We start from the raw sequence: 18,647 nt of genomic DNA, 5'->3' as shown, positions 1-18,647 counted from the left end.
TGTTATGAATGAAGTTAAGCGAAATATTTTTTTACGTTATCTGACGAGCCGCAGTGCATTAGAAAACATCATTGTGCCTATTGTACTTTATAGCGTTGCTTTTTGGAGTATGGGTGCTGGCTGGGCGGTGATCTCTACTGCTGTCTATGGGGGGGTTATTGCGCTGATGAGACAAGGCGATAATACACTGTCGGTGGTGCTACTCTTGCTATTTTCTGGCGGGTGCCATTATGCCTTTTCTAAGGGATTTACCCCGTTTGGGATCACCCAAGAAAGTGTGTTTTTATCTGTGAGCAGCGCGTTCAGTATGTTGGTTATATTGAGTGCGTATTCTTTGATGAATCGTCCAATGATTAAATTATTAGCAGAGTCTGGATTACCTTATCTTAAAACTTTACCTATTAGGGAAACAGCCCTGTACCACAGAGTATGGCATGAAGTGTCAATGGTATGGATTATGGCGCAAATAGTGAAGTTTATTGTGGTATTGGTTTGGAGTCATGAGAGTAGTCATAGTCTCAATACGATGGTTTTTTTGTTTAGTTGGCCCTATACAGTTGCCTTGATCGCTTTTAGTGTGAAATGGCCTCAAATACGGTGGAAGCGTGCGCTATAACAGGAAGGTATATGCGTCATTTAGCTCTTTTATTAATCTAAAATAGGTATAAGAATATGAAGCAGAAAATAAATCAATCTGTCGTGCTAGCAAAGCATCCAGAAGGGCTCGTTCAGTCGAGTGATTTTCGTTTAGAGGAACGTCCGCTTATAGCGTTGGAAGAAGGCGAAGTATTAATTGAAAACCATTGGCTTTCCATTGATCCTTATGTTCGTCCTAGGCTCAATAAAGATGTGGCTATGGTCAATCCAATTCATATTGGCGAGGTTATTCAAGGAGAGGCCGTTGGGTTTGTGCTTGAGTCTAAAAATCCAAGAGTCAAACAGGGGCAATGGGTTTTTTTATTGTCGACTTGGCAACGTTATTTTGTGACTAATGGTAAAAATACCATTATTTTACCTTTGCCTGACACTGGCTTACCTAAATCGGTATTTTTAGGGCCGCTGGGAACGGCAGGACGAGCTGCTTATTTTGGTATGAATCGCATTGCGAAACCTCAAGCGGGAGAGACTGTTGTGATCTCGGCGGCGTCGGGGGCTGTAGGCTCTGTTGCAGGGCAAATTGCTAAGATGGCCGGTGCTTATGTTGTAGGCATTGCCGGAGGGGAAGAAAAATGCCGCTATGTTGTTGAAGAATTAGGTTTTGATGCTTGCGTCGACTATAAAGCGAAAGATTTTAAAGTGCAGTTGCGCCAAGCCTGCCTTGAGGGAGTTGATGTGTATTTTGAAAATGTCGGAGGGAAGATATCTACGTTTGTAGCGCAATTGCTTAATGAGGGAGCACGAGTGCCTGTTTGCGGCAATATTTCAAAATACAATAAGGCTAATGTGCAAGCCGGTGGGCCAGAACAGTTTTTTCAATCATTACCAAGTCAGCCACATGCGCAATTCTTTTTGGTGACACAATGGCTTAAGGATTATCCTGAATCAGATCCTTGGTTATTAAATGCAGTTGAATCAGGAAGCATTAAATATCGAGAGACTATTCATAATGGATTGTCCCAGGCGCCTCAGGCCTTTGCTGATTTATTTGAAGGGCTGAATATGGGAAAACAATTAGTCAAATTATAACATTGATGATTGCTGGCAGGGAGTTGTCAGCAATCATCATGGCTCCGTTATAAGGGGGAAGATGATGAAGAAAAATATTAAAAAAATATCTCTGCTTGTGTTATTAGGTGCATTTGTTCTTGGAGGCGTTTATTGGTTTAGTTATGGCCGTTACTTTCAAACGACGGATAATGCTTATGTGACAAACGATATTACTAAACTCAGTGCGAGAACATCTGGCGTTGTGGTGGCGTCATATATTCACGATAATCAGGTTGTAAAAAAAGGTCAGTTGTTACTTGTATTAGATGATCGCGATCAGAAAGTGACCTTACAAAGAATGCAAGCGAATGTTGAACAAGTCTTGTCTGAGATTGATAATGCCAAAGCGGAATATCAAATGCAATTAAGTAAAGTAGCTGAATTTCAATCACAAACTAAGTTAGATTTAGCGAATGAGGGCTACACAAAACAGCAATACCAACGATACCTTGCTTTATTGAAAAAACATTTTGTGGCTCAAGGTGATGTGGATAATGAAGAGCTTAAATATACTCAAGCAAAAATCCAGTATAAAAAAGACAGCCAAAGTTTAAAGACACAGCAAGATCAACTCGCGGTATTAGCCAGTAATGTGAAACAGTCTCAAGCCAGCTTATCTGAAGTGAAAGCTAATTTAGAGCAGGCCAAGTTAGATTTGAGTTATACCCAAATTGTCTCTCCTATTGATGGGGTGATAAGTGATCGCAGTGAGCAAGTGGGGACGATGGTGCAATCAGGGGAAACGATAGCCAGTATTGTGTCTGCAAAACCTGTTTGGATTGTCGCGAATTTTAAAGAAACCCAACGGGCACAAATGTCTGTGGGTCAAGGTGTTCAAATTAATCTTGATGCTTACCCTGATAAAACGTTTTATGGGAAAGTCAGTAGTTTGTCGCCAGCGACAGGTTCAACGTTTGCCTTGTTACCTGTTGATAATGCAACGGGAAATTTTACTAAGGTTGTGCAACGATTACCTGTGCGTATTGCCTTTGATCACGTTCAGCATTTAGCCAGTGGTTTGTCAGCTACAGTAACGGTGGATACGCGTTCTTAAAGTTTCTGGTGTTATTGCTTACTTCTTATTGCTTGGTGGTTTCATTGAGTGCTTTTTCGCTTTATTTTTGCGTAATTGAATATTAAGCATTTCAACGGTAACAGAAAAAGCCATAGCGAAATAAATATAGGGTTTAGGGATATGAATATCGACTCCTTCAAGCATGAGAGTGAGTCCAATTAAAATGAGAAAAGATAAGGCGAGCATTTTGAGTGTGGGATTGGCATCCACGAACTCATTAATCCTTTTTGCGGCAAATAACATGACAATAACCGTGAGGATAATGGCGGTTGCCATAATAGAGAGCTCTTGTACAAGTCCAATGGCAGTGAGCACTGAGTCAAATGAAAAAATGGCATCCAATGCTGCAATTTGTAATAAGACTAACCCCATACTTGAGGCTATTTTAGTGGTGGAGGGTTCCCCATGTTCGTTAAAACTATGATGAATTTCATGGGTTGATTTCGCCATTAAGAACATACCTCCTCCAATAAGAATAAAATCTCTTCCTGAAATACCATGTTCTAAGATGCTGAACCAAGGTGTGGTTAACGATGCGATTGCTGCTAAAGAAAACAGCAGTAACAGGCGTGTACACATTGCAAGTAGTAAGCCGATATTACGAGCAATATTCCGTTGATGGATAGGCAGTCGCCCCACTAAAATGCCGATAAAAATAATATTATCTATCCCTAGTACTATTTCTAATGCTGTTAATGTGGCTAAAGCGACCCAAGCTTCAGGACTAGATAAAAGGTGATACATTGGATAGTGATCCTCAGATGCTCACAGTTTGCCTGTTAATTGAAAGGGTAAACGTCAAATAATGTTTAAGCAAGCAGGGAAATAGACTTCCTCATAAATACTGTCATTGGACAGTGAGATTATTTTTTAAGCCAGCAAAGATCGAATGGTGATTTATTTGATTGCTATCACATTACTCATTCTAATATAACTATATTGTTACATTTGTATCTAATTGTTTTTTGATTGAAAGGAATATGGAGATAATGATCAACAGATTCTTGTCACTCGTAGATGGAAATAGGGCTTGATTGCGCCGTTTTCAGTTCTTCGGGATCATTTATATCAAAGTCTTATTTAAACAATTTTTTACATATGTATCCTTAGCGCGCTTTCTGATCTGACTTATTCTATTTTGCCTCAATTAAAAGGAGCTGTGGCGATAATGGTGTTTCAGAAAGTCGAGTATTGATGGTTATTGTGTGTTTTTTAGGAGTGGGATTATGTTATTTCGTACCAAATGTGCAGCTTTGCTTGTTGCCTCTTTATTTGCTGGTCAATCTTATGCCGAAACCTATGGTGTTAGAGGCAGTATTCTTCATTTTTTAAGTGATCCAGCACAAACGGCGGAAGTGGAAAATAGCTATGAATATATTGAAGATGGCTTGTTAGTGGTGAGAAATGGCAAAGTGGTCGACGTTAAGCCTTATCGCCAACGTCAATCTCAACGTTATTCTCGTATTGAAGATTACAGTGGTAAGTTGATCATGCCTGGTTTTATTGATACGCATGTGCATTATCCACAAACACAAATGATAGCGTCATATGGGGAGCAATTATTAGAGTGGCTAGAAACGTATACCTTTCCAACAGAAAAAAAGTTTGAGGATAAAGAACATGCTTTAAAAGTCTCGAAACTATTTTTAAATGAACTGGTGAAAAATGGCACTACCAGCGCGTTAGTGTTTGGAACGGTACACCTGCAATCGGTTGATGCATTATTTGAGGAAACTGAGAAACTGAATATGCGCCTCATCGCAGGTAAAGTCATGATGGATAGAAATGCACCCAGTTATTTACTCGATACTGCGGATTCGAGTTATGAAGAAAGTAAGATGTTAATTGATAAATGGCATAACAAAGGACGCTTACAATACGCCATTACGCCGCGTTTTGCACCGACTTCAACACCAGAACAATTAACGGCGGCGGGTCGATTAAAATCTGAATACCCTGATGTTTATGTGCATACTCATTTGTCTGAAAATACAAATGAAATTGCTTGGGTTAATGAACTTTTTCCTGAAAGAGAGGGCTATTTTGATGTATATCAACATTATGGTCTAGCCGGTGATAAGTCTGTTTTTGCCCACAGTATTCATTTAACGGACAGTGAGTGGGATGAGTTTGAGCGTACCGATTCAGTGATTTCTTTTTGTCCGACATCCAATATGTTTCTGGGCAGTGGTTTATTTAAATTGGCCGAGGCAGAAGCACATCATGTAAGAGTGGGGCTGGGTACTGATGTGGGCGCTGGAACCAGCTTCTCTCAGCTTCGTTCTTTAGGAGAGGCTTATGGGATCATGCAGTTGCAATCTAAGAAAATGTCTGCGTTTAAAGGGCTTTATTTAGCCACTTTAGGGAGCGCAGAAGCCCTGAGTCTGGAGGATAAAATTGGTAACTTTAGCAGACGTAAAGAAGCTGATTTTGTGGTACTTGATTGGGCGGCGACAGATTTTCAAAAATTACGTTATCAAGATACGAATACCTTAGAAGAAAAACTATTTGCGCTAATGCTGCTTGGAGATGATCGCAATGTGGTAGCGACTTACGTCGCGGGTGAGAAAGTGTATGGGCAGGAGTAGCGGTTCGTATCAGTATTAGCTGATGGGACTTTGATGATTAAACGTATTGCTAACAGTCGAAGTTTTAATGCTGATTTTTAAGCGTTAAATCTTCATTTATCCGTCCAACTGAAGGATCCGAGCTTTAGTTTTTCAGGTGGATTTATTCATTTTTGATCATTGAAAAACCAATACACATGGCAATGCTGTAACTGAAGGGGATTAAGAAAAGCATAATATGGAATTCTTTAAGATCGGGGTAGAACGTCGACATATCGAACCATTTAAATAAACCCGCTATCATTAACAGTGCGAGTGCACCGCCTAAATTAGAGCAGACACTATTAATACTCAATGCATAGGATTGTTTCGTTGTTGGAGCAAGATCTGCTGTGATTGAAACCGCTGTGACGATAAAGCCGCTGACTATGCCAAGAAAGCTTAATAATAATAAGATTAAGGCTCCATCAATCGGAGAATAAATGACTAACAAACTAATGATTAGTCCCATGCCACTGACATAGGTGAGCAATTTTGATCGTGAATGGTAAAAGAGGTTTGTTAACCAGCCTGCAAAAGGTGCACCTATGATATAACCAACAAATACCGCTGCAGTGGATGATTTTGCATAAAGGTTGCTGACCCCCAGTTTATCGGACATAAAAGGCAGTAACCAAGATGAATAAAAAGACACCATAGGGAGTCCATGAAATAATACATACAAATATGACTTTGATAAATTTTTATTATTTTTATCGGTAGTCGAGGTGATGGAGCGCTCTTGAGGGGGAGTTAACGGGTAGATTATGGCTTTACCTTGTTTGAGTTTGATGAGTAATAGTGTGAGCATCATTAAAACGAGAAAACTAGGAATAATGGCAAAGAGCTCTAACGCATTGATGGGACCAAACTGAATAGAAAGAGGGGTAAAGAGCAAACTGGCAAAAATGGCTGCCGCGCCACCAAGACCAAAAATAATCCCTGAAGCCAATGGATAAAAACGTTGACTAAAGATTTTTTTCGCTAAAAATAAACTGAATACCAGTGAAAAGCTTGAGGCAAACCCCATGAGGAGTAAAGAAAAGGAGATGATGTAAAATGCAGTGGAATGGGCTAACAGTAATATCGCAATAACATGTAATAATAACACACTCATTAAGGTAAACAGATAATATAAGCGATTAATGATGATGCCTGCAATCGGCTGAAAACACACAAAGGCAATCCAAAAAATAAATAAGGCAATATTATATTGTACAGAAGACAAATGGGCGATGCCTTTTTCATCCATTACCGGTAGAGCAATACTGGGGATGATGCGAAACATATATTGGTGGAAGTAAAAGCAAAGTGATAATAACCAAACGAGAAAGAGAGATGATAAACCCAGTAATGTAGAAGGCCTATGGGAAAGAGAAGTTGGACTATTGGTCATATATTGGATTCATTCCTTAAGGGTAAGAAAGCGTTGCTTGGCGTGATCACAGTATTACCATTGTTTATCGTACACCTTTAGGTGGTTTCAATTATTGTTATCTTAGAAGATAATAAACTTTCTGTAAAAGTTGTCGCGACTTTAAGCTACGTCGTTATGAAAAATAATTGAAAATGTTTATATAAATAAAAGGACTTTATTATGTTTAAATATTTAGGAATATTATTGTTTGGTTTATTTTCTTTTATGGTGCAAGCTGCTGATTATCAAATTCGTATTTATAATGGTACCGATAAGAGAGTCAGTACTGGCAGTTTTTCTTGTATTGGAATTGATTGTTCTTTTCCAAGTAGCATAGGATCTGGAAGTTCTGGAACGGTTTATGCTGATGTTGATTCAAATACAAGCTCTGCAATGATTATTTTTGAATATGGCTCTTATCAGTATGAATGCCGAGGAACAATTCGGTTTACGCTTATAGGTGGAGATATTTACGCTGTATCAGGCACCCCGTCTTATATTGCATCAGCTGGAAGCGCTGGGAATTTACCCGATTGCAATAGTGATTATTACAGCTCCAGTTCATGGCAAGTAAGTATGTATTAGGGGTTATTGAGCTTTGGTGATGATTTCTTCACCACAAATGCTGTCTGTAGGATCAGGTTAAACGTGTTTTACTTTTTGTTGAGAGCCGCTCTGTTTAAGAAAGGAGGTGAAGAATGACTAGGTGTCATCTCTCTTGCCGCGATTAAAACACGTTTATTTGAACATCATTTAACAAAGAAAGAACAAATGCCCCTAATATAACCTGTAAAGCTATAGCAAGGGAGGAGATCATCACATCAGGTTAATATATTGATTTAGCAATAAGTCATACCAATCTGATCAAGATCAGATTGGTATTTTTAAAATTAGTTAGTTTGATTTTTAAAAGTGAAGCTGGAGAGTGCCTTATTAACAATTTGCTCGGCAATGATATGGTGAGTTTGTGTTGTTGGGTGCGTGACTCCCCAAAATAAGTAGCTGTCAGAACCATTAACGGAACAATCTGAGCGCAAAGGGTGTGTTTGTAAATAATCGCTTGAAGCACTCTGATTAATATCTAAGCAGGAATCAGTGACATTATTGAGGCCATAACTTTGTGGTGAATCGATAACATCTTCAAATAAATCGTAGGTATCATATAAAACAAAGTTATACCCTTGCGCTTGATAATTGGCGATTTGATTTTTGATAAATGCATTGTATTCAAATATTTTATTTTTTACTTTAATTGCTTGAGTCGCGCTGGAATATTTAAATTGAGGTGCATGACTCGCATCGGGTAAATTTAATACGACCATGTTGGTGATACCACTATCAATGAGCTTTTCGATAATTTCAGTAAAGTCTCCACTGACTTCAGCAACGCTTCGATTATAATTAACAAAATCATTGAGCCCAAATTCAAGGGTGACTAAACTATCTTTAGGATCGTAGTTTTCAGCGAGTTGCATGTATTGCACGTAAGAGTTAATTTGATCGGTCACACCTGGTAAAATAACATATTGATCTTCACCCGCAGCGCCACTAATGGCCCAATTATATAAAGGTAAGCCAATTTGTTGCGCTAAATATTCTGTCCACACATAACCATTAGAAAAATGTCCTAAAAACCAGGAGTTATCATTAGGAAATAACCATTGCGAGGCATTATATAAATTGCCGGTATCAGAAATACTGTCACCAAAACTGACGACTTTATTGACTAGACTTTTATCGTCGTTATCGCTGCTAATGTCATTGGTCCAGATGGTTTGATTATAAGACAAGCGAGTATCAGCGGCAAAGAAGGTGATATCGGCTGCCTGATAATCGGTATCTAAAGTTTTTTGGCAGCGTTCAAGTAAGGTGTCTTGACTGGTTTGAGTGTAAAACATATTTTTCCAAGAGAGACTCGAATACCAATAACCCTTGACTTTATAATAGCTTCCATCATCATTTAAGCCCCACTCCCAATCAGTAGCAACATCATCATGGCTATCGGCTGGTCTGTACCAGCAACGTAAATAAGTGTAGGTTTCTTTGGATTGTAATTTACTGATCTGTGAGCTAGATAGCGTGCTTTCATTGGCAAAGTTTGAAAAAGGCAGTAGGCATAATGTGAGATAGAAGGCATTTTTTAGGATCATATAATGGTTCTCCATTGCAGTTCAGGCCAATGATGTGGCTTATTAACAGCCTGAATTGATATTGTTGTCAGTTATCATCTTTGAGGAAATGTGGCTTATTGTTTTATGTATTAGGTTTTTCTAATGCAATTGATAACAACTAAATGGTATTGATGCTATTTTTATTTTGAGTTTTAACTCTAAACTGGGCTTGTTGTGTCTTTATATGGGGTTGTGTTTTCTTTTTGATTTAAATTTGTTTCAAACAATTTGTAATTTGGTTTGTTTATGGTTGGGGTGTAGATGATCCCATTCACTTATTTCAATGCATATCGCTAAATCAATATGAGTGACTCTCTTTGTTGCATGATCTTGACAGGTACCCACATTCCATCATGCATGCGCCTTGAATTGTCGCTCAACTGCTCGCGCTGAGACTCTCATTTTATATTGATTTAGCTATAACTTTGTGGCGAGGATTGAAATGACAAAAATAACCACCATCTCTCTATACAAATAAGCATAAACGCTTTGTCTCGCATTGGGGTATTTAAGGTGTAGTGATAAGCGGTAGAGGGAAGGTGGTCATTTGAACTTTAGTCATATTCGCTGGCTTGATGAGAAAGGGCAGGTAAAACCGCCGATTTATTTGTATGGAATGTTGATTTTTCTTGCTCGAGGCTGGTGTATTTGGGTTGCTTCATTAACACAATCCAGTGATAGAGCGGGGTTGGTTAGTTTATTTTATCCCCATAAAGCTGACTTTATCATGTCGTTAATGGCGGGGTTAGGTGCCGTTCTGATTTATATTTTTGTTATTGCAGAGCGTAAACGCAGCCCTGAATGGCTTCGAATACCCTTTGGTCAAATAAGAAGTCTATTATTTGGCTTGTTATTATTGGATGGGGGCTTACTGATCGCAAGGGTAATGACTACTCATTACCTATACAGTTGGAGTATGGGATTAGATGCATTATTGTTGTTTTGGAGTGTGATCTATTTATTCAAGTCAAAACGTTTATCTTTGTATTTATCAGATTGGAAAGTGAGCTCGTTATAACCCTATGGGGAAAATGCGCTTTAATGGAATAAAGCGCATGGGGGGCATATAAGCGTTGGTTTATCAATAAAAGGCGAGTAATAAAAAATGAGCACTATTACTTGTTAGAGGGGATTATTTCCTGATCCATTGACCGTTTTTGTTTTGATAAAATTGGCCTGTTTTAGTGGCTGCAATGGCTTTTTTAGCGGCAAGGTTCGCCACTTCACTAAGAGGAATGCCGTTCTGTTTTGCTATTTTTTGATAAGAGTTACGGCGTGCATCGTTTACTCTTTTGGTTAATGTATTTACTTCAGGACTGGCTTTGACAATGCCAAGGTAGCCATTTTGTTGTTCACCTACTTTGCCTTGCATTTTGGCCTCTTGCAAAGAGATTGCATATGCATTTAGGCAAAACAGTAAAACGGTGAACAGCGTCAGTATTTGAGTTTTCATGAAGGCTCCATTAGTCAGCTTAAAATAATTCATCATTAGTGAGTAGTTGATCCAGCTCTTTATCGACTTTGATTTTGATTTCATGTTCAATTTTTACATTGAGATTAATTACAATCGGTTTATCTGGCGGGGCCAGTTGAACTGTTGGTGTACAAGCACTGACGGTTATTAGCACCATTACGCCTAAGAGTGTTTTGTGGGTGAACACTATGCTGTTCATTCCGTTTCCTTACATCATATAGTGAATGTTTTTATGAGTAGTGTAGAGTAAATTTAAACATATTTACTTATTTATTAAAATGTTATATAGACTTTTATTTACTGACTTGATGGGTTCAACATCGTCTTTGCGTTGTCTGATGATAGGCTATAGGTTAAATGGTGAGTACATACTATATATTAAAGCGAATGTATGTGAAATTATTTAATTGATTTTTATATTATTTTTCCATTTATTACTGAGAAACCATATTGAGAGTGAAGTATGAGCCATAATGACTATTTTTTGTTTGGCCTTACCTAAATGTGAGACGCGAAAAAACAGTATTGACCATTAATGATCCGGTTCAATACTGCTTTTTGTTTTAGCTAATTCATTTCATTTAACGGCAGTGTTGCACTAAAGTTATCTCCTGTTATGTTAATCAAGGTCAATTTATCACCCTGATAGGATGTTGAGACGGTAACGTTTATCGTTTCGGTTTTATCACCAGTAAAACCTCTTGATAGGATGGTAAGTAAGCCATGACCATTAAAAGAGCCATTTTTTACTGGTAACATATCGATTTGCTTTAATTTGAATGTGTATTCTGTAATGGATGCAAAATCCATTGCACCCCAGTAGGCACCAGATAATAAAGTTAATGGTGTGCTTTGATCTATGCTATTGCGCTCAAAATACCAGTTTCCGCTGTTTAGATTTTTGATAGCGGCACTGTTAAAGTCGAGATCATGATAAGTGGTTAAACTTGACTCTCTTGCTATGTTATAAAAAAGTTCGCCTTTTATGTTATTTCCATATTCATCCTCTTCGAATGGATTAATATTTAATACAGGATCAAAGATAATTTGGCCAAAAAGCGAAGTATCGGCTTTATAAACATTCAGGTATTCAATCACGTTTGCTTCACTTTCAACGGCTTCGATAGTGATGTTTTCGTAGGTTTCAGGGAATGAACCAATCAGTCCGGGTTTAAGCATGGTATCTTCTGGACCGCAGTCGTCTGATGAAAAGCTGCAAGGAAGATCAATCCAGGCATAACTTGTGGCTTTCAATATTGTATTGTTATTGATTAATTGGTTATTGTTATTGCGTGTGAGCACAAGGGGTGTTTCAAAACGCCAGTCAATAGTTTCGCTGCGGCTTTCATCTAAATAATGTCGCTCGCTTATAAGACCTAAGTCTTCGATGGCCAGTGAGGACTGATTGCTATCGGTTGAGTAAAGGAGAGTGTCTTGCACTTCACTGCGTTGAAATTCAATATTTTTACCATTGGGATTGGTAAAATTGACAGGGATAATGTTAATACTTTTACCATTGACTATGGTATCTTCATCGGCTGCTGCATAAGGAAAATTTCTTATTCCTGTTGCAAAAACCGTAAAGTTGATTTCGGTGATCTCATCTTCAAAGAAGGGGAGTTCATTTTCACTGTCTGATGTTGTGTTAACATCATTTTCATCGGCATAAAAAATGGGTGCATATTGCAAGTTTATGGTTTGCTGATAGAGATCCATATTGGCTTGTAATGCTATATCGGTACTGGTTCTGTTGTTATCTTGTTCATTGCAGTTTAGGCTTGTTTCTGGGTTAAGTACATCATTAAAAATATATTGATTATCAATAATGTTTGTTGTTTCCATACTTATGGGTATAAATAAAAATGGTGTATTTTCAGCCATAGAATAAGAACAAAATGAATTAGTGATTAAACTGGCAGTGTTTTTATCATGAAAGCCAAATGCCAGATCCCAGTTTTTATCATGGTTTGCGATGTAAGTTTGAGCATTATTGTGATCAGGATTGACCTTTGCATAATAGACCTTATCGGCGGGTAGCTGGAACAGGTTAACGTCGTTGTTATCACTGTCAGGATTGATGCTTGCTATAAAAAAATCCACTGTCATGGGAGTATTGGGGTTATGTCCTATAGCTTTAGTAATCGTAATATAATCATCGACCTGACCTAATGGTACTTCCCAAGGGTTATTAATTGGAGGGTTGATCTGTTTTCCTGATTTATCAGAAACTTGAAAGTATGTAATAACATTGGTTTGTGAATTATCATTATTATTTCGTATATAAGATAGAAACATGCTATGGGCATTATCTTCAAAAGGGTTTGCTTCGATATGTATCACCTCAGGAGAGTGGCCTTTTATATTGCTGAACTCATGGCTGTTTTCCCAGTTGATTTTTTGATTATTTTCTGAGAGTTTACCCATTTTAAATTGAATGGTGTTGTTGTTACTGTTACCGTTAGAGCCTGTAACAATAATTGTGTTATTATTTAAAAAGCTAATACTGGGTTTATAGATATTACCCAAGCCAACCGAGTCTCTGTCACTCCACTGTATATTATTTTCGTTGATTGTGCCTGTGTGGTAACGAATTTTGCCATCTTCTTTATAAACGATGACCGCTGTGTTTCCGTCAGGTGAGATGGCGATATTAGGGGTTTTACCTTTGTAGCCGTTAAATTGATTATTGTTTGTAAAGCAGGCTTCTGCTTCTGACTTTACACAAGACCAGCCATTGTTCCAGTAAATGGTGCCGTTATTGAGTCGCCCTTGCTTAAAAAACAATTGCTCGTTTTCATCTTGCCCTATTACAAAGACTTGACGTGTGATGGGTGATAAAGCGCTTTTTAAGTATTCAAATGTATGACGTTCTGAATCATCATTAATGTTTGTTTCAGCACCCCACTCGATTTGATTATATGGGGTTCGCAGACCGGTGCGATAGGCTACAGTTGAGGCTGCATTGTCTGAGTTTGTTTGATGGAAGCTAATTAGATAATTTTCATCGGCAATCAGGCTGCTGAGTTGATTTGGGGTAAAATCATGGCTGAAAGATGAATTTTTGATTTGTTGCCAGTCAAATAAATGGGGATTATACAGCTCCCAGACACTTTTTAATTGAAATGACATTTTACTTTTTTTTTCTACAAAATAGCCACTATTGTAAAAGTTACTTTCTACACTGGTTTTACCGCTTTTGCTTTTTTTTTCGAAGCAAAGCCCACCTAGTGGACATTTGGAAATTTGAATTTTTATAAATTTAATTTCAGATATTGTCTGATTGTCTGTATTTTTGACTTGATAGGTAACTTTAGCCTTACTGCTACATAGAGTACTTTCATCATCCTGAAAATAGATACCAAAATTATTGGTAGATCCAGGCATGATGGTCACAGTTTCTGTTGATTTTGGAGCAATGCACTTATTTTTCCATTTATTCAAATCATCGATATCCCTAGGGTACCATCCAGTTTTGGTAACCGGATAGCTTATACCTTGCCATTTTTTTAAGATGGTGAATTCCTGTTGTGAATATAGTTCGATTTTTTTTATGCTGACACTCACAGGTGAATTGGCTAAGTTTTTTAATTCTGCTTCTAGTCTTATTCTGGTATCATCAGCGAAAGACGAGAAAGAAAAAAATGTGATTAAACTCAATAGCAATATATAATAATACTTATATTTTGGATTTAAATTTTTCATATTTCTTTGAATATCATGCTTAATTAAATTTCATTAATTTTAACTTAATTTATAATTAATACTGTAAGCTTTGGTAACAAAACATTTGGACTTTTTATTCTAAAATTGGGCTTAGAGCTAAATTTGGTTACGGTGACAAAAAGTACGACACGTTATTTTATTGATTTTTCTATTTCACTTTGCAATTTACCACTGAGCTGTAAGCTTCTGAGTAACTGTAATAAGTTTTCTTCTTGAGTGTAATTAAAGACGATAGGGCGTGTAACGCCTCGGCTTTTCCCTTCTATGTGGGCTTTTAAAATGGCATCACCGTTTGATGTCATATTAAATTGACTGGTTAATGCATGATATTCGAGATGCTCTAACGCAGAAAAAGCAAAATCTAAGTAAGGCTGAGACAGCTTCATTTTCTCGACACTGGGATTATTATTGATTGCTATCAGGCCACCAGGGGCACGAGCGGTCAGTTCTCCATTATTGAATGTCAGTTTATCATATTCAAACTGGATAGGTAATACCGCATCAAATAGGCCATCAGCGTAGACTCCTTCAACGGGGTGAAGGGTGAGTAATTGATGAAGGCTGACTCCTTTTAATAAGATGCATGCTTTTGTTTCTCCTTTGGTATTTAGGCTAAACTCTGGCACTGCTAATGTGCCGTTTAATGTGTTTGCTGTGAGGTTGAGTTCAAGTTGTGTTTGGTTTAATCCCAATTGTGCCCATAGGGCTTGCCAAGTTGTTGAAGTGTCTTTGCTTAAAGGCGCTAACCGAGGGGGTGCTATCTGGGTGAGTGTTCCTTGAATATTGAGATCTGTGATGATGATCCCAGGATTAAAGGCATCCATTGATAATGTTAATGTGTCGCATTGTAGTGGTAATTGATTGAGGCTATCTTTTTTTGTGTGTAAGACATGATGAACAAAGTGGCACTGGGCGTGCAGCGTTCCTCCTTCAAAAGGCAGTCCTTTGAACTGACCTTGAATATCATTGAAATGAGTACTGAGCGCAAATTGCCAAGGTGTGGCGCTATTGGTTTTGTAATAGCTGATCTCAAATTGACTCTCACCTGTGATGTCAAGATCTAAGGGTTCGGTTTGTGTTTCTTTTATTACGTTAAGGAGTTCATTTAAGGGGCTGGAAAATGTCCATTTTCCGTTAATAGCCTGTAGATTGGCAAGAGAGTCTACAGTGACTTTATGCTGACTGTTTAAGTGAAGGTCATTGATTTTCCAGCTTTCGTGGCTGGTGATTGTCTTTGCATGGCTGGTGATTGATTGACTTAAAGACAGCTTGTTGATATGTGCCAGTTGTTGGCGCTGTTTTGTTTTTTTAAGCGGTGAGCTTTTCAAGTGAAAGGGGGATGTTTGACTGGCTTTGTTAATGAGTAAATCATCCATATTGACGGTGATGTCTTGTTGCATAGGCTGATTAATGGCAGTCCAAAATGTTTGCATTGCATTATGTGATGTTAGGGGGGCAGATTGTGACGCGAAAGACAAAGTATCGTCCAATTTGAAAACTAAATCGATTGGTCGGGATGAGGCAATATGTAATTGCTTTATCTTTCCTTGGTGTTCAATATTTGCCAGCTTTTGACTTGAGGTATCGGCACGTTTTTTATGCGTTGATGTGTCTGTATTGGTTTGCCAGTTGGCGTTCACTTTGTTTAATTTTAGCTGGATCGGGGGCAAAGTGAGTGTGATTTTCTGCTTAGGAATATAGCGCAGTATTGAACCGGCTTCGATGGTTAATTGATTTTCTTTAACGTCAAGTGTGCGTAAATAACCATGGTCATTGGGCATGACTTTATTGTTTTTTAAGGCCAGTGAATGAGCCGTGTTATTCAAGGTCACTGTGCCAGTATTAAGGCTGATAGGCGTGTCAAATGTAAATTGGATTTGATTGTTTTTACTTTGTTTGATGATACAGCCTTGGCTGCTCAAATTAAGCTGATTAAAAGTGATATTGGCCATATGATGTTTATCATAGTGCTCTATGTTCTTCCAGGTTTTGTTCAGTCTGCTCCGTTCGTTACTTTGGCCTGTCTTCAATAAAGGCAGTGATAGCTCAATAGGTGCATATTGCTGAGTGTGCAGCGCCCACTTTCCGCTCACATTATTCATAGAAAACGCGTTCATTATTTGCAGCTCAAAGAGTGTCAGCTGGGTGGTTATTGGCCCAAGATCCCAGGTCAAATTTGCATGAGATAAACTGAGCTTTTTTGAGGTCATATTGAAAATTAATGGCTCAGTAATAACCAGTTTCAGGGATGTGTTTTGCTGCTTATTTGCTTTATCAGCTTGATTGATTTGTGACAATAATGAGTGTAATTGCGAAGATAATTGTAAATAAGAGATAAGCTCCGTTAATTGAGTTTGGTTAGGGCTAAGAGTGATTGCGACGGGTTGTATGGATAAGGTGGGACCAGTAATGGGACCGGTTATATTGACTTGTAGCTGAGAGGCTTGGCAGTTTGAACCTTGTTGCTTTTTATTGATGTCATAACGTGCGCTGTGTAAGCGGATATTATGCCGCCCTTGGCTTGTGGGGAGAGCGGTTATCGACATATTCTTGGGGGAGATATAAAAAGGAACATCACATAATTGATGTGTTGATTGTACAAAAATCGGTTGTGTATTGTCTGCTCCTACGGAGCTTGATAAGTCTACATTTATTTGACTGGTGAGCTGACCCGTTGCGGGCAACTTTGAGTGAAGCAGAGCAAATAACGTTTGCGAAACGTGTCTGACTTCGGTATTTGTTTGGACTAAAGCTGCTGAAAGGGGAGCTGTTTGTTGGGCACTTGAAGCCGCGGATAATGATTTTGGGTTGACTGTGTTTATAGGTATGCCGTAAGTTAAGCGGGAAGTCAAGCCGAATGAGTCGAGTTCTGAAAATAATGAGGTTAATCCTTTGGCTAGCGCAGCAAATGATAGGTGACTTGAAAACTGCCATTGTGACGGGGTGAAATGCCCTGAAAGTGTCCAAATAGGGTGATTATTCATGAATAATTGTGTCGAGAAGGCACCTTGATGTAAATCCATTGATCTCATTGCCATTAATGGTACCGATTGATGTTGATCTTGGGCGTTAAGATGAACATCAATTTGTTCGATATGCAGCTGTGGAGACGTTGCCAGAAATGATAAGAGCTGAGGGCTCAGTAGTGTTTGTTTTTGATTGCTGGTATTGGCCGCTCGGCTCTGGTCCATCAAGGTATTGACTTGATGGGTAAATGATAAAGGATGGAGTTTCACAGTGATCTTATTAATTGTAACTTGTTGAATATCACTACTTGAAAGTTGAAAAAGAGAGGTATCTTTTTTAAATTGAATGTCAATATCATGGAGTTCCCATTGATCTTGGTTCATGCTAATGGTGAGCTTGGGAATAGACCAATGCAATAGGCTTTCTGCTGAGACATTTATTTGGGTAATGTGTGCATTAAAAGGCGTTAAATAGTGGTTAAAGATCCCTTTCATTAATCGCTCAACGTTTAAGCTAGCGATAGTGGATAGGCCGATAATGAAGGCAAAAATAATGGTAAAAGTAAAAATAACACGCCGCTTCACTGACGACTCTCCTTATTAATGTCCATTGATGCTAAAGGCCCTTGGGTATTGATTAAGCTTTTAGCCATTGAATGCTTGTGGTTAATGTGTGGCTTTCATTGGGGGCGAGTGTGATTTTGTCATCAAGTACGTTAGCGGCTTCTAAGCAAATCATTGAGAGATAATCATCATCTTTAAAATGAGATAAACGTTTAGATTTATCAGACCAAGGGTTCCATAGAATAGCTGATTGGCTATTTTCTCGTGAAATTTCAATAATACCATCGGGGGTGTGTAATTGCTGTTGTGGGCTTAATTGTGTGTACACTCTATCTGTTTCTTGATTGATAATGACATTATCTTGCTGTTGCTTAAAGGGTCCTTGATTAAATTCAATATATTGAGCTTGGTTAAAACCCGTAGCTGACAATGCATGGATATTGCCTATAGGAAAGTAGCTGTGTAAGGCTTGAGTCAATGTGATGGTTTTATCATCTAAGTTGGTATTGATAAGTGAAACGCTCAATGTCTCACTTAAGCGAAAACGTGCACTGAGTTGAGTATGATAGGGCCAATAGTCTTGCGTGCTTTCATTTAATGCTAGTGTAAAGAGTAAATCCACTTCCTTGTCATTTATCTTCACTTCACTGAGTTGCCACATTTGTGTACGGGCAAAACCATGTTGAGGCCAAGCCGAGTTATCATGCTGTCCAAACCAAGGCCAACATATCGGGATCCCACCTCGAATAGCGCTACCCACTTGGTAATCATTGTCGCTTGAACACCAAAGGAGTGGTTTTTGACCTTTAGGCTTAAAAAAATCTATTTGAGCACCTTGTTTAAAAATACGCGCTTGGCAATGTTGTGTATCAATGTCGATGTATTCTAAACCATTTTTGTGCATTTTAGTGGTTACAGTGCCCATAGTACTTCCTAATTAACTG

The 18,647-nt window shown here is 38.3% G+C and carries 14 protein-coding genes; 6 read left to right on the top strand and 8 right to left on the bottom strand.

Features of this window, described 5'->3' with window-relative positions:
• Nucleotides 1–4 precede the first annotated feature (4 nt).
• From Q0976_RS04975 to Q0976_RS04965, 3 genes are all read left to right on the top strand, one after another.
• A complete protein-coding gene (locus Q0976_RS04975; protein ID WP_299491647.1) occupies nucleotides 5–616 on the top strand; it encodes a hypothetical protein in 612 nt (203 codons plus the stop codon).
• Nucleotides 617–672: 56 nt separating this feature from the next.
• A complete protein-coding gene (locus Q0976_RS04970; protein WP_299491644.1) occupies nucleotides 673–1,686 on the top strand; it encodes an NADP-dependent oxidoreductase in 1,014 nt (337 codons plus the stop codon).
• A gap of 61 nt (nucleotides 1,687–1,747) precedes the next feature.
• Complete coding sequence (locus Q0976_RS04965; protein WP_299491642.1) at nucleotides 1,748–2,761, top strand: HlyD family secretion protein; 1,014 nt, start codon at nucleotides 1,748–1,750, stop codon at nucleotides 2,759–2,761.
• 18 nt (nucleotides 2,762–2,779) lie between these two features.
• On the opposite strand, the gene Q0976_RS04960 is transcribed toward Q0976_RS04965, so the two are convergent.
• Nucleotides 2,780–3,526 (bottom strand): TerC family protein, encoded by a 747-nt coding sequence (locus tag Q0976_RS04960; RefSeq protein WP_299491640.1) that lies wholly within the window; start codon nucleotides 3,524–3,526, stop codon nucleotides 2,780–2,782.
• Between the two features lie 482 nt (nucleotides 3,527–4,008).
• On the opposite strand from Q0976_RS04960, the gene guaD reads away from it, so the two are divergent.
• Complete coding sequence (gene guaD, locus Q0976_RS04955) at nucleotides 4,009–5,370, top strand: guanine deaminase (protein ID WP_299491638.1); 1,362 nt, start codon at nucleotides 4,009–4,011, stop codon at nucleotides 5,368–5,370.
• A 142-nt stretch (nucleotides 5,371–5,512) separates the two neighbouring features.
• Here the strand turns inward: guaD and Q0976_RS04950 are convergent, their stop codons facing one another.
• Complete coding sequence (locus tag Q0976_RS04950) at nucleotides 5,513–6,784, bottom strand: MFS transporter (RefSeq protein ID WP_299491636.1); 1,272 nt, start codon at nucleotides 6,782–6,784, stop codon at nucleotides 5,513–5,515.
• Between the two features lie 201 nt (nucleotides 6,785–6,985).
• Here Q0976_RS04950 and Q0976_RS04945 point away from each other — a divergent pair, with 201 nt between their 5' ends.
• Nucleotides 6,986–7,390: a hypothetical protein gene (locus Q0976_RS04945; RefSeq protein ID WP_299491634.1), complete on the top strand. Its 405-nt coding sequence runs from the start codon at nucleotides 6,986–6,988 to the stop codon at nucleotides 7,388–7,390.
• Nucleotides 7,391–7,695: 305 nt separating this feature from the next.
• Here the strand turns inward: Q0976_RS04945 and Q0976_RS04940 are convergent, their stop codons facing one another.
• The gene (locus Q0976_RS04940; RefSeq protein WP_299491632.1) at nucleotides 7,696–8,955 is read right to left on the bottom strand and encodes an SGNH/GDSL hydrolase family protein; all 1,260 of its coding nucleotides are present in this window, start codon (nucleotides 8,953–8,955) and stop codon (nucleotides 7,696–7,698) included.
• A gap of 568 nt (nucleotides 8,956–9,523) precedes the next feature.
• On the opposite strand from Q0976_RS04940, the gene Q0976_RS04935 reads away from it, so the two are divergent.
• Nucleotides 9,524–9,994 carry a DUF2919 domain-containing protein gene (locus Q0976_RS04935; RefSeq protein WP_299491630.1) on the top strand — a complete coding sequence of 157 codons (471 nt, stop codon included), beginning with the start codon at nucleotides 9,524–9,526 and terminating at the stop codon, nucleotides 9,992–9,994.
• Between the two features lie 114 nt (nucleotides 9,995–10,108).
• Here Q0976_RS04935 and Q0976_RS04930 read toward each other — a convergent pair whose 3' ends face one another.
• The 5 genes from Q0976_RS04930 to Q0976_RS04910 form a co-directional block, all read right to left on the bottom strand.
• On the bottom strand, nucleotides 10,109–10,429 hold the full coding sequence (locus Q0976_RS04930) for a YdbL family protein (RefSeq protein WP_299491628.1): 321 nt from the start codon (nucleotides 10,427–10,429) through the stop codon (nucleotides 10,109–10,111).
• A gap of 19 nt (nucleotides 10,430–10,448) precedes the next feature.
• Nucleotides 10,449–10,649: a YnbE family lipoprotein gene (locus tag Q0976_RS04925; protein ID WP_299491626.1), complete on the bottom strand. Its 201-nt coding sequence runs from the start codon at nucleotides 10,647–10,649 to the stop codon at nucleotides 10,449–10,451.
• 368 nt (nucleotides 10,650–11,017) lie between these two features.
• The gene (locus tag Q0976_RS04920; protein ID WP_299491624.1) at nucleotides 11,018–13,891 is read right to left on the bottom strand and encodes a hypothetical protein; all 2,874 of its coding nucleotides are present in this window, start codon (nucleotides 13,889–13,891) and stop codon (nucleotides 11,018–11,020) included.
• A gap of 413 nt (nucleotides 13,892–14,304) precedes the next feature.
• On the bottom strand, nucleotides 14,305–17,724 hold the full coding sequence (locus Q0976_RS04915; RefSeq protein WP_299491622.1) for a YdbH domain-containing protein: 3,420 nt from the start codon (nucleotides 17,722–17,724) through the stop codon (nucleotides 14,305–14,307).
• Nucleotides 17,725–17,776: 52 nt separating this feature from the next.
• Nucleotides 17,777–18,628, bottom strand: a complete 852-nt coding sequence (locus Q0976_RS04910) for a D-hexose-6-phosphate mutarotase (RefSeq protein ID WP_299491619.1) — start codon at nucleotides 18,626–18,628, stop codon at nucleotides 17,777–17,779.
• Between the last annotated feature and the right edge of the window lie 19 nt (nucleotides 18,629–18,647).

Source organism: uncultured Shewanella sp., assembly GCF_947501665.1.
Lineage (GTDB): Bacteria > Pseudomonadota > Gammaproteobacteria > Enterobacterales > Shewanellaceae > Shewanella.
Note: the sequence above shows the minus strand (reverse complement) of the source record. Positions and strands in the feature narration are given on the sequence as shown.

Excerpts from the sequence above, each read along its gene's own strand:
- guaD (WP_299491638.1), top strand. The coding sequence starts at position 4,009 with ATGTTATTTCGTACCAAATGTGCAGCTTTGCTTGTTGCCTCTTTATTT.
- Q0976_RS04965 (WP_299491642.1), top strand. The coding sequence starts at position 1,748 with ATGATGAAGAAAAATATTAAAAAAATATCTCTGCTTGTGTTATTAGGT.
- Q0976_RS04960 (WP_299491640.1), bottom strand. The coding sequence starts at position 3,526 with ATGTATCACCTTTTATCTAGTCCTGAAGCTTGGGTCGCTTTAGCCACA.
- Q0976_RS04930 (WP_299491628.1), bottom strand. The coding sequence starts at position 10,429 with ATGAAAACTCAAATACTGACGCTGTTCACCGTTTTACTGTTTTGCCTA.
- Q0976_RS04970 (WP_299491644.1), top strand. The coding sequence starts at position 673 with ATGAAGCAGAAAATAAATCAATCTGTCGTGCTAGCAAAGCATCCAGAA.
- Q0976_RS04940 (WP_299491632.1), bottom strand. The coding sequence starts at position 8,955 with ATGATCCTAAAAAATGCCTTCTATCTCACATTATGCCTACTGCCTTTT.
- Q0976_RS04925 (WP_299491626.1), bottom strand. The coding sequence starts at position 10,649 with ATGAACAGCATAGTGTTCACCCACAAAACACTCTTAGGCGTAATGGTG.
- Q0976_RS04975 (WP_299491647.1), top strand. The coding sequence starts at position 5 with ATGAATGAAGTTAAGCGAAATATTTTTTTACGTTATCTGACGAGCCGC.
- Q0976_RS04945 (WP_299491634.1), top strand. The coding sequence starts at position 6,986 with ATGTTTAAATATTTAGGAATATTATTGTTTGGTTTATTTTCTTTTATG.
- Q0976_RS04950 (WP_299491636.1), bottom strand. The coding sequence starts at position 6,784 with ATGACCAATAGTCCAACTTCTCTTTCCCATAGGCCTTCTACATTACTG.
- Q0976_RS04910 (WP_299491619.1), bottom strand. The coding sequence starts at position 18,628 with ATGGGCACTGTAACCACTAAAATGCACAAAAATGGTTTAGAATACATC.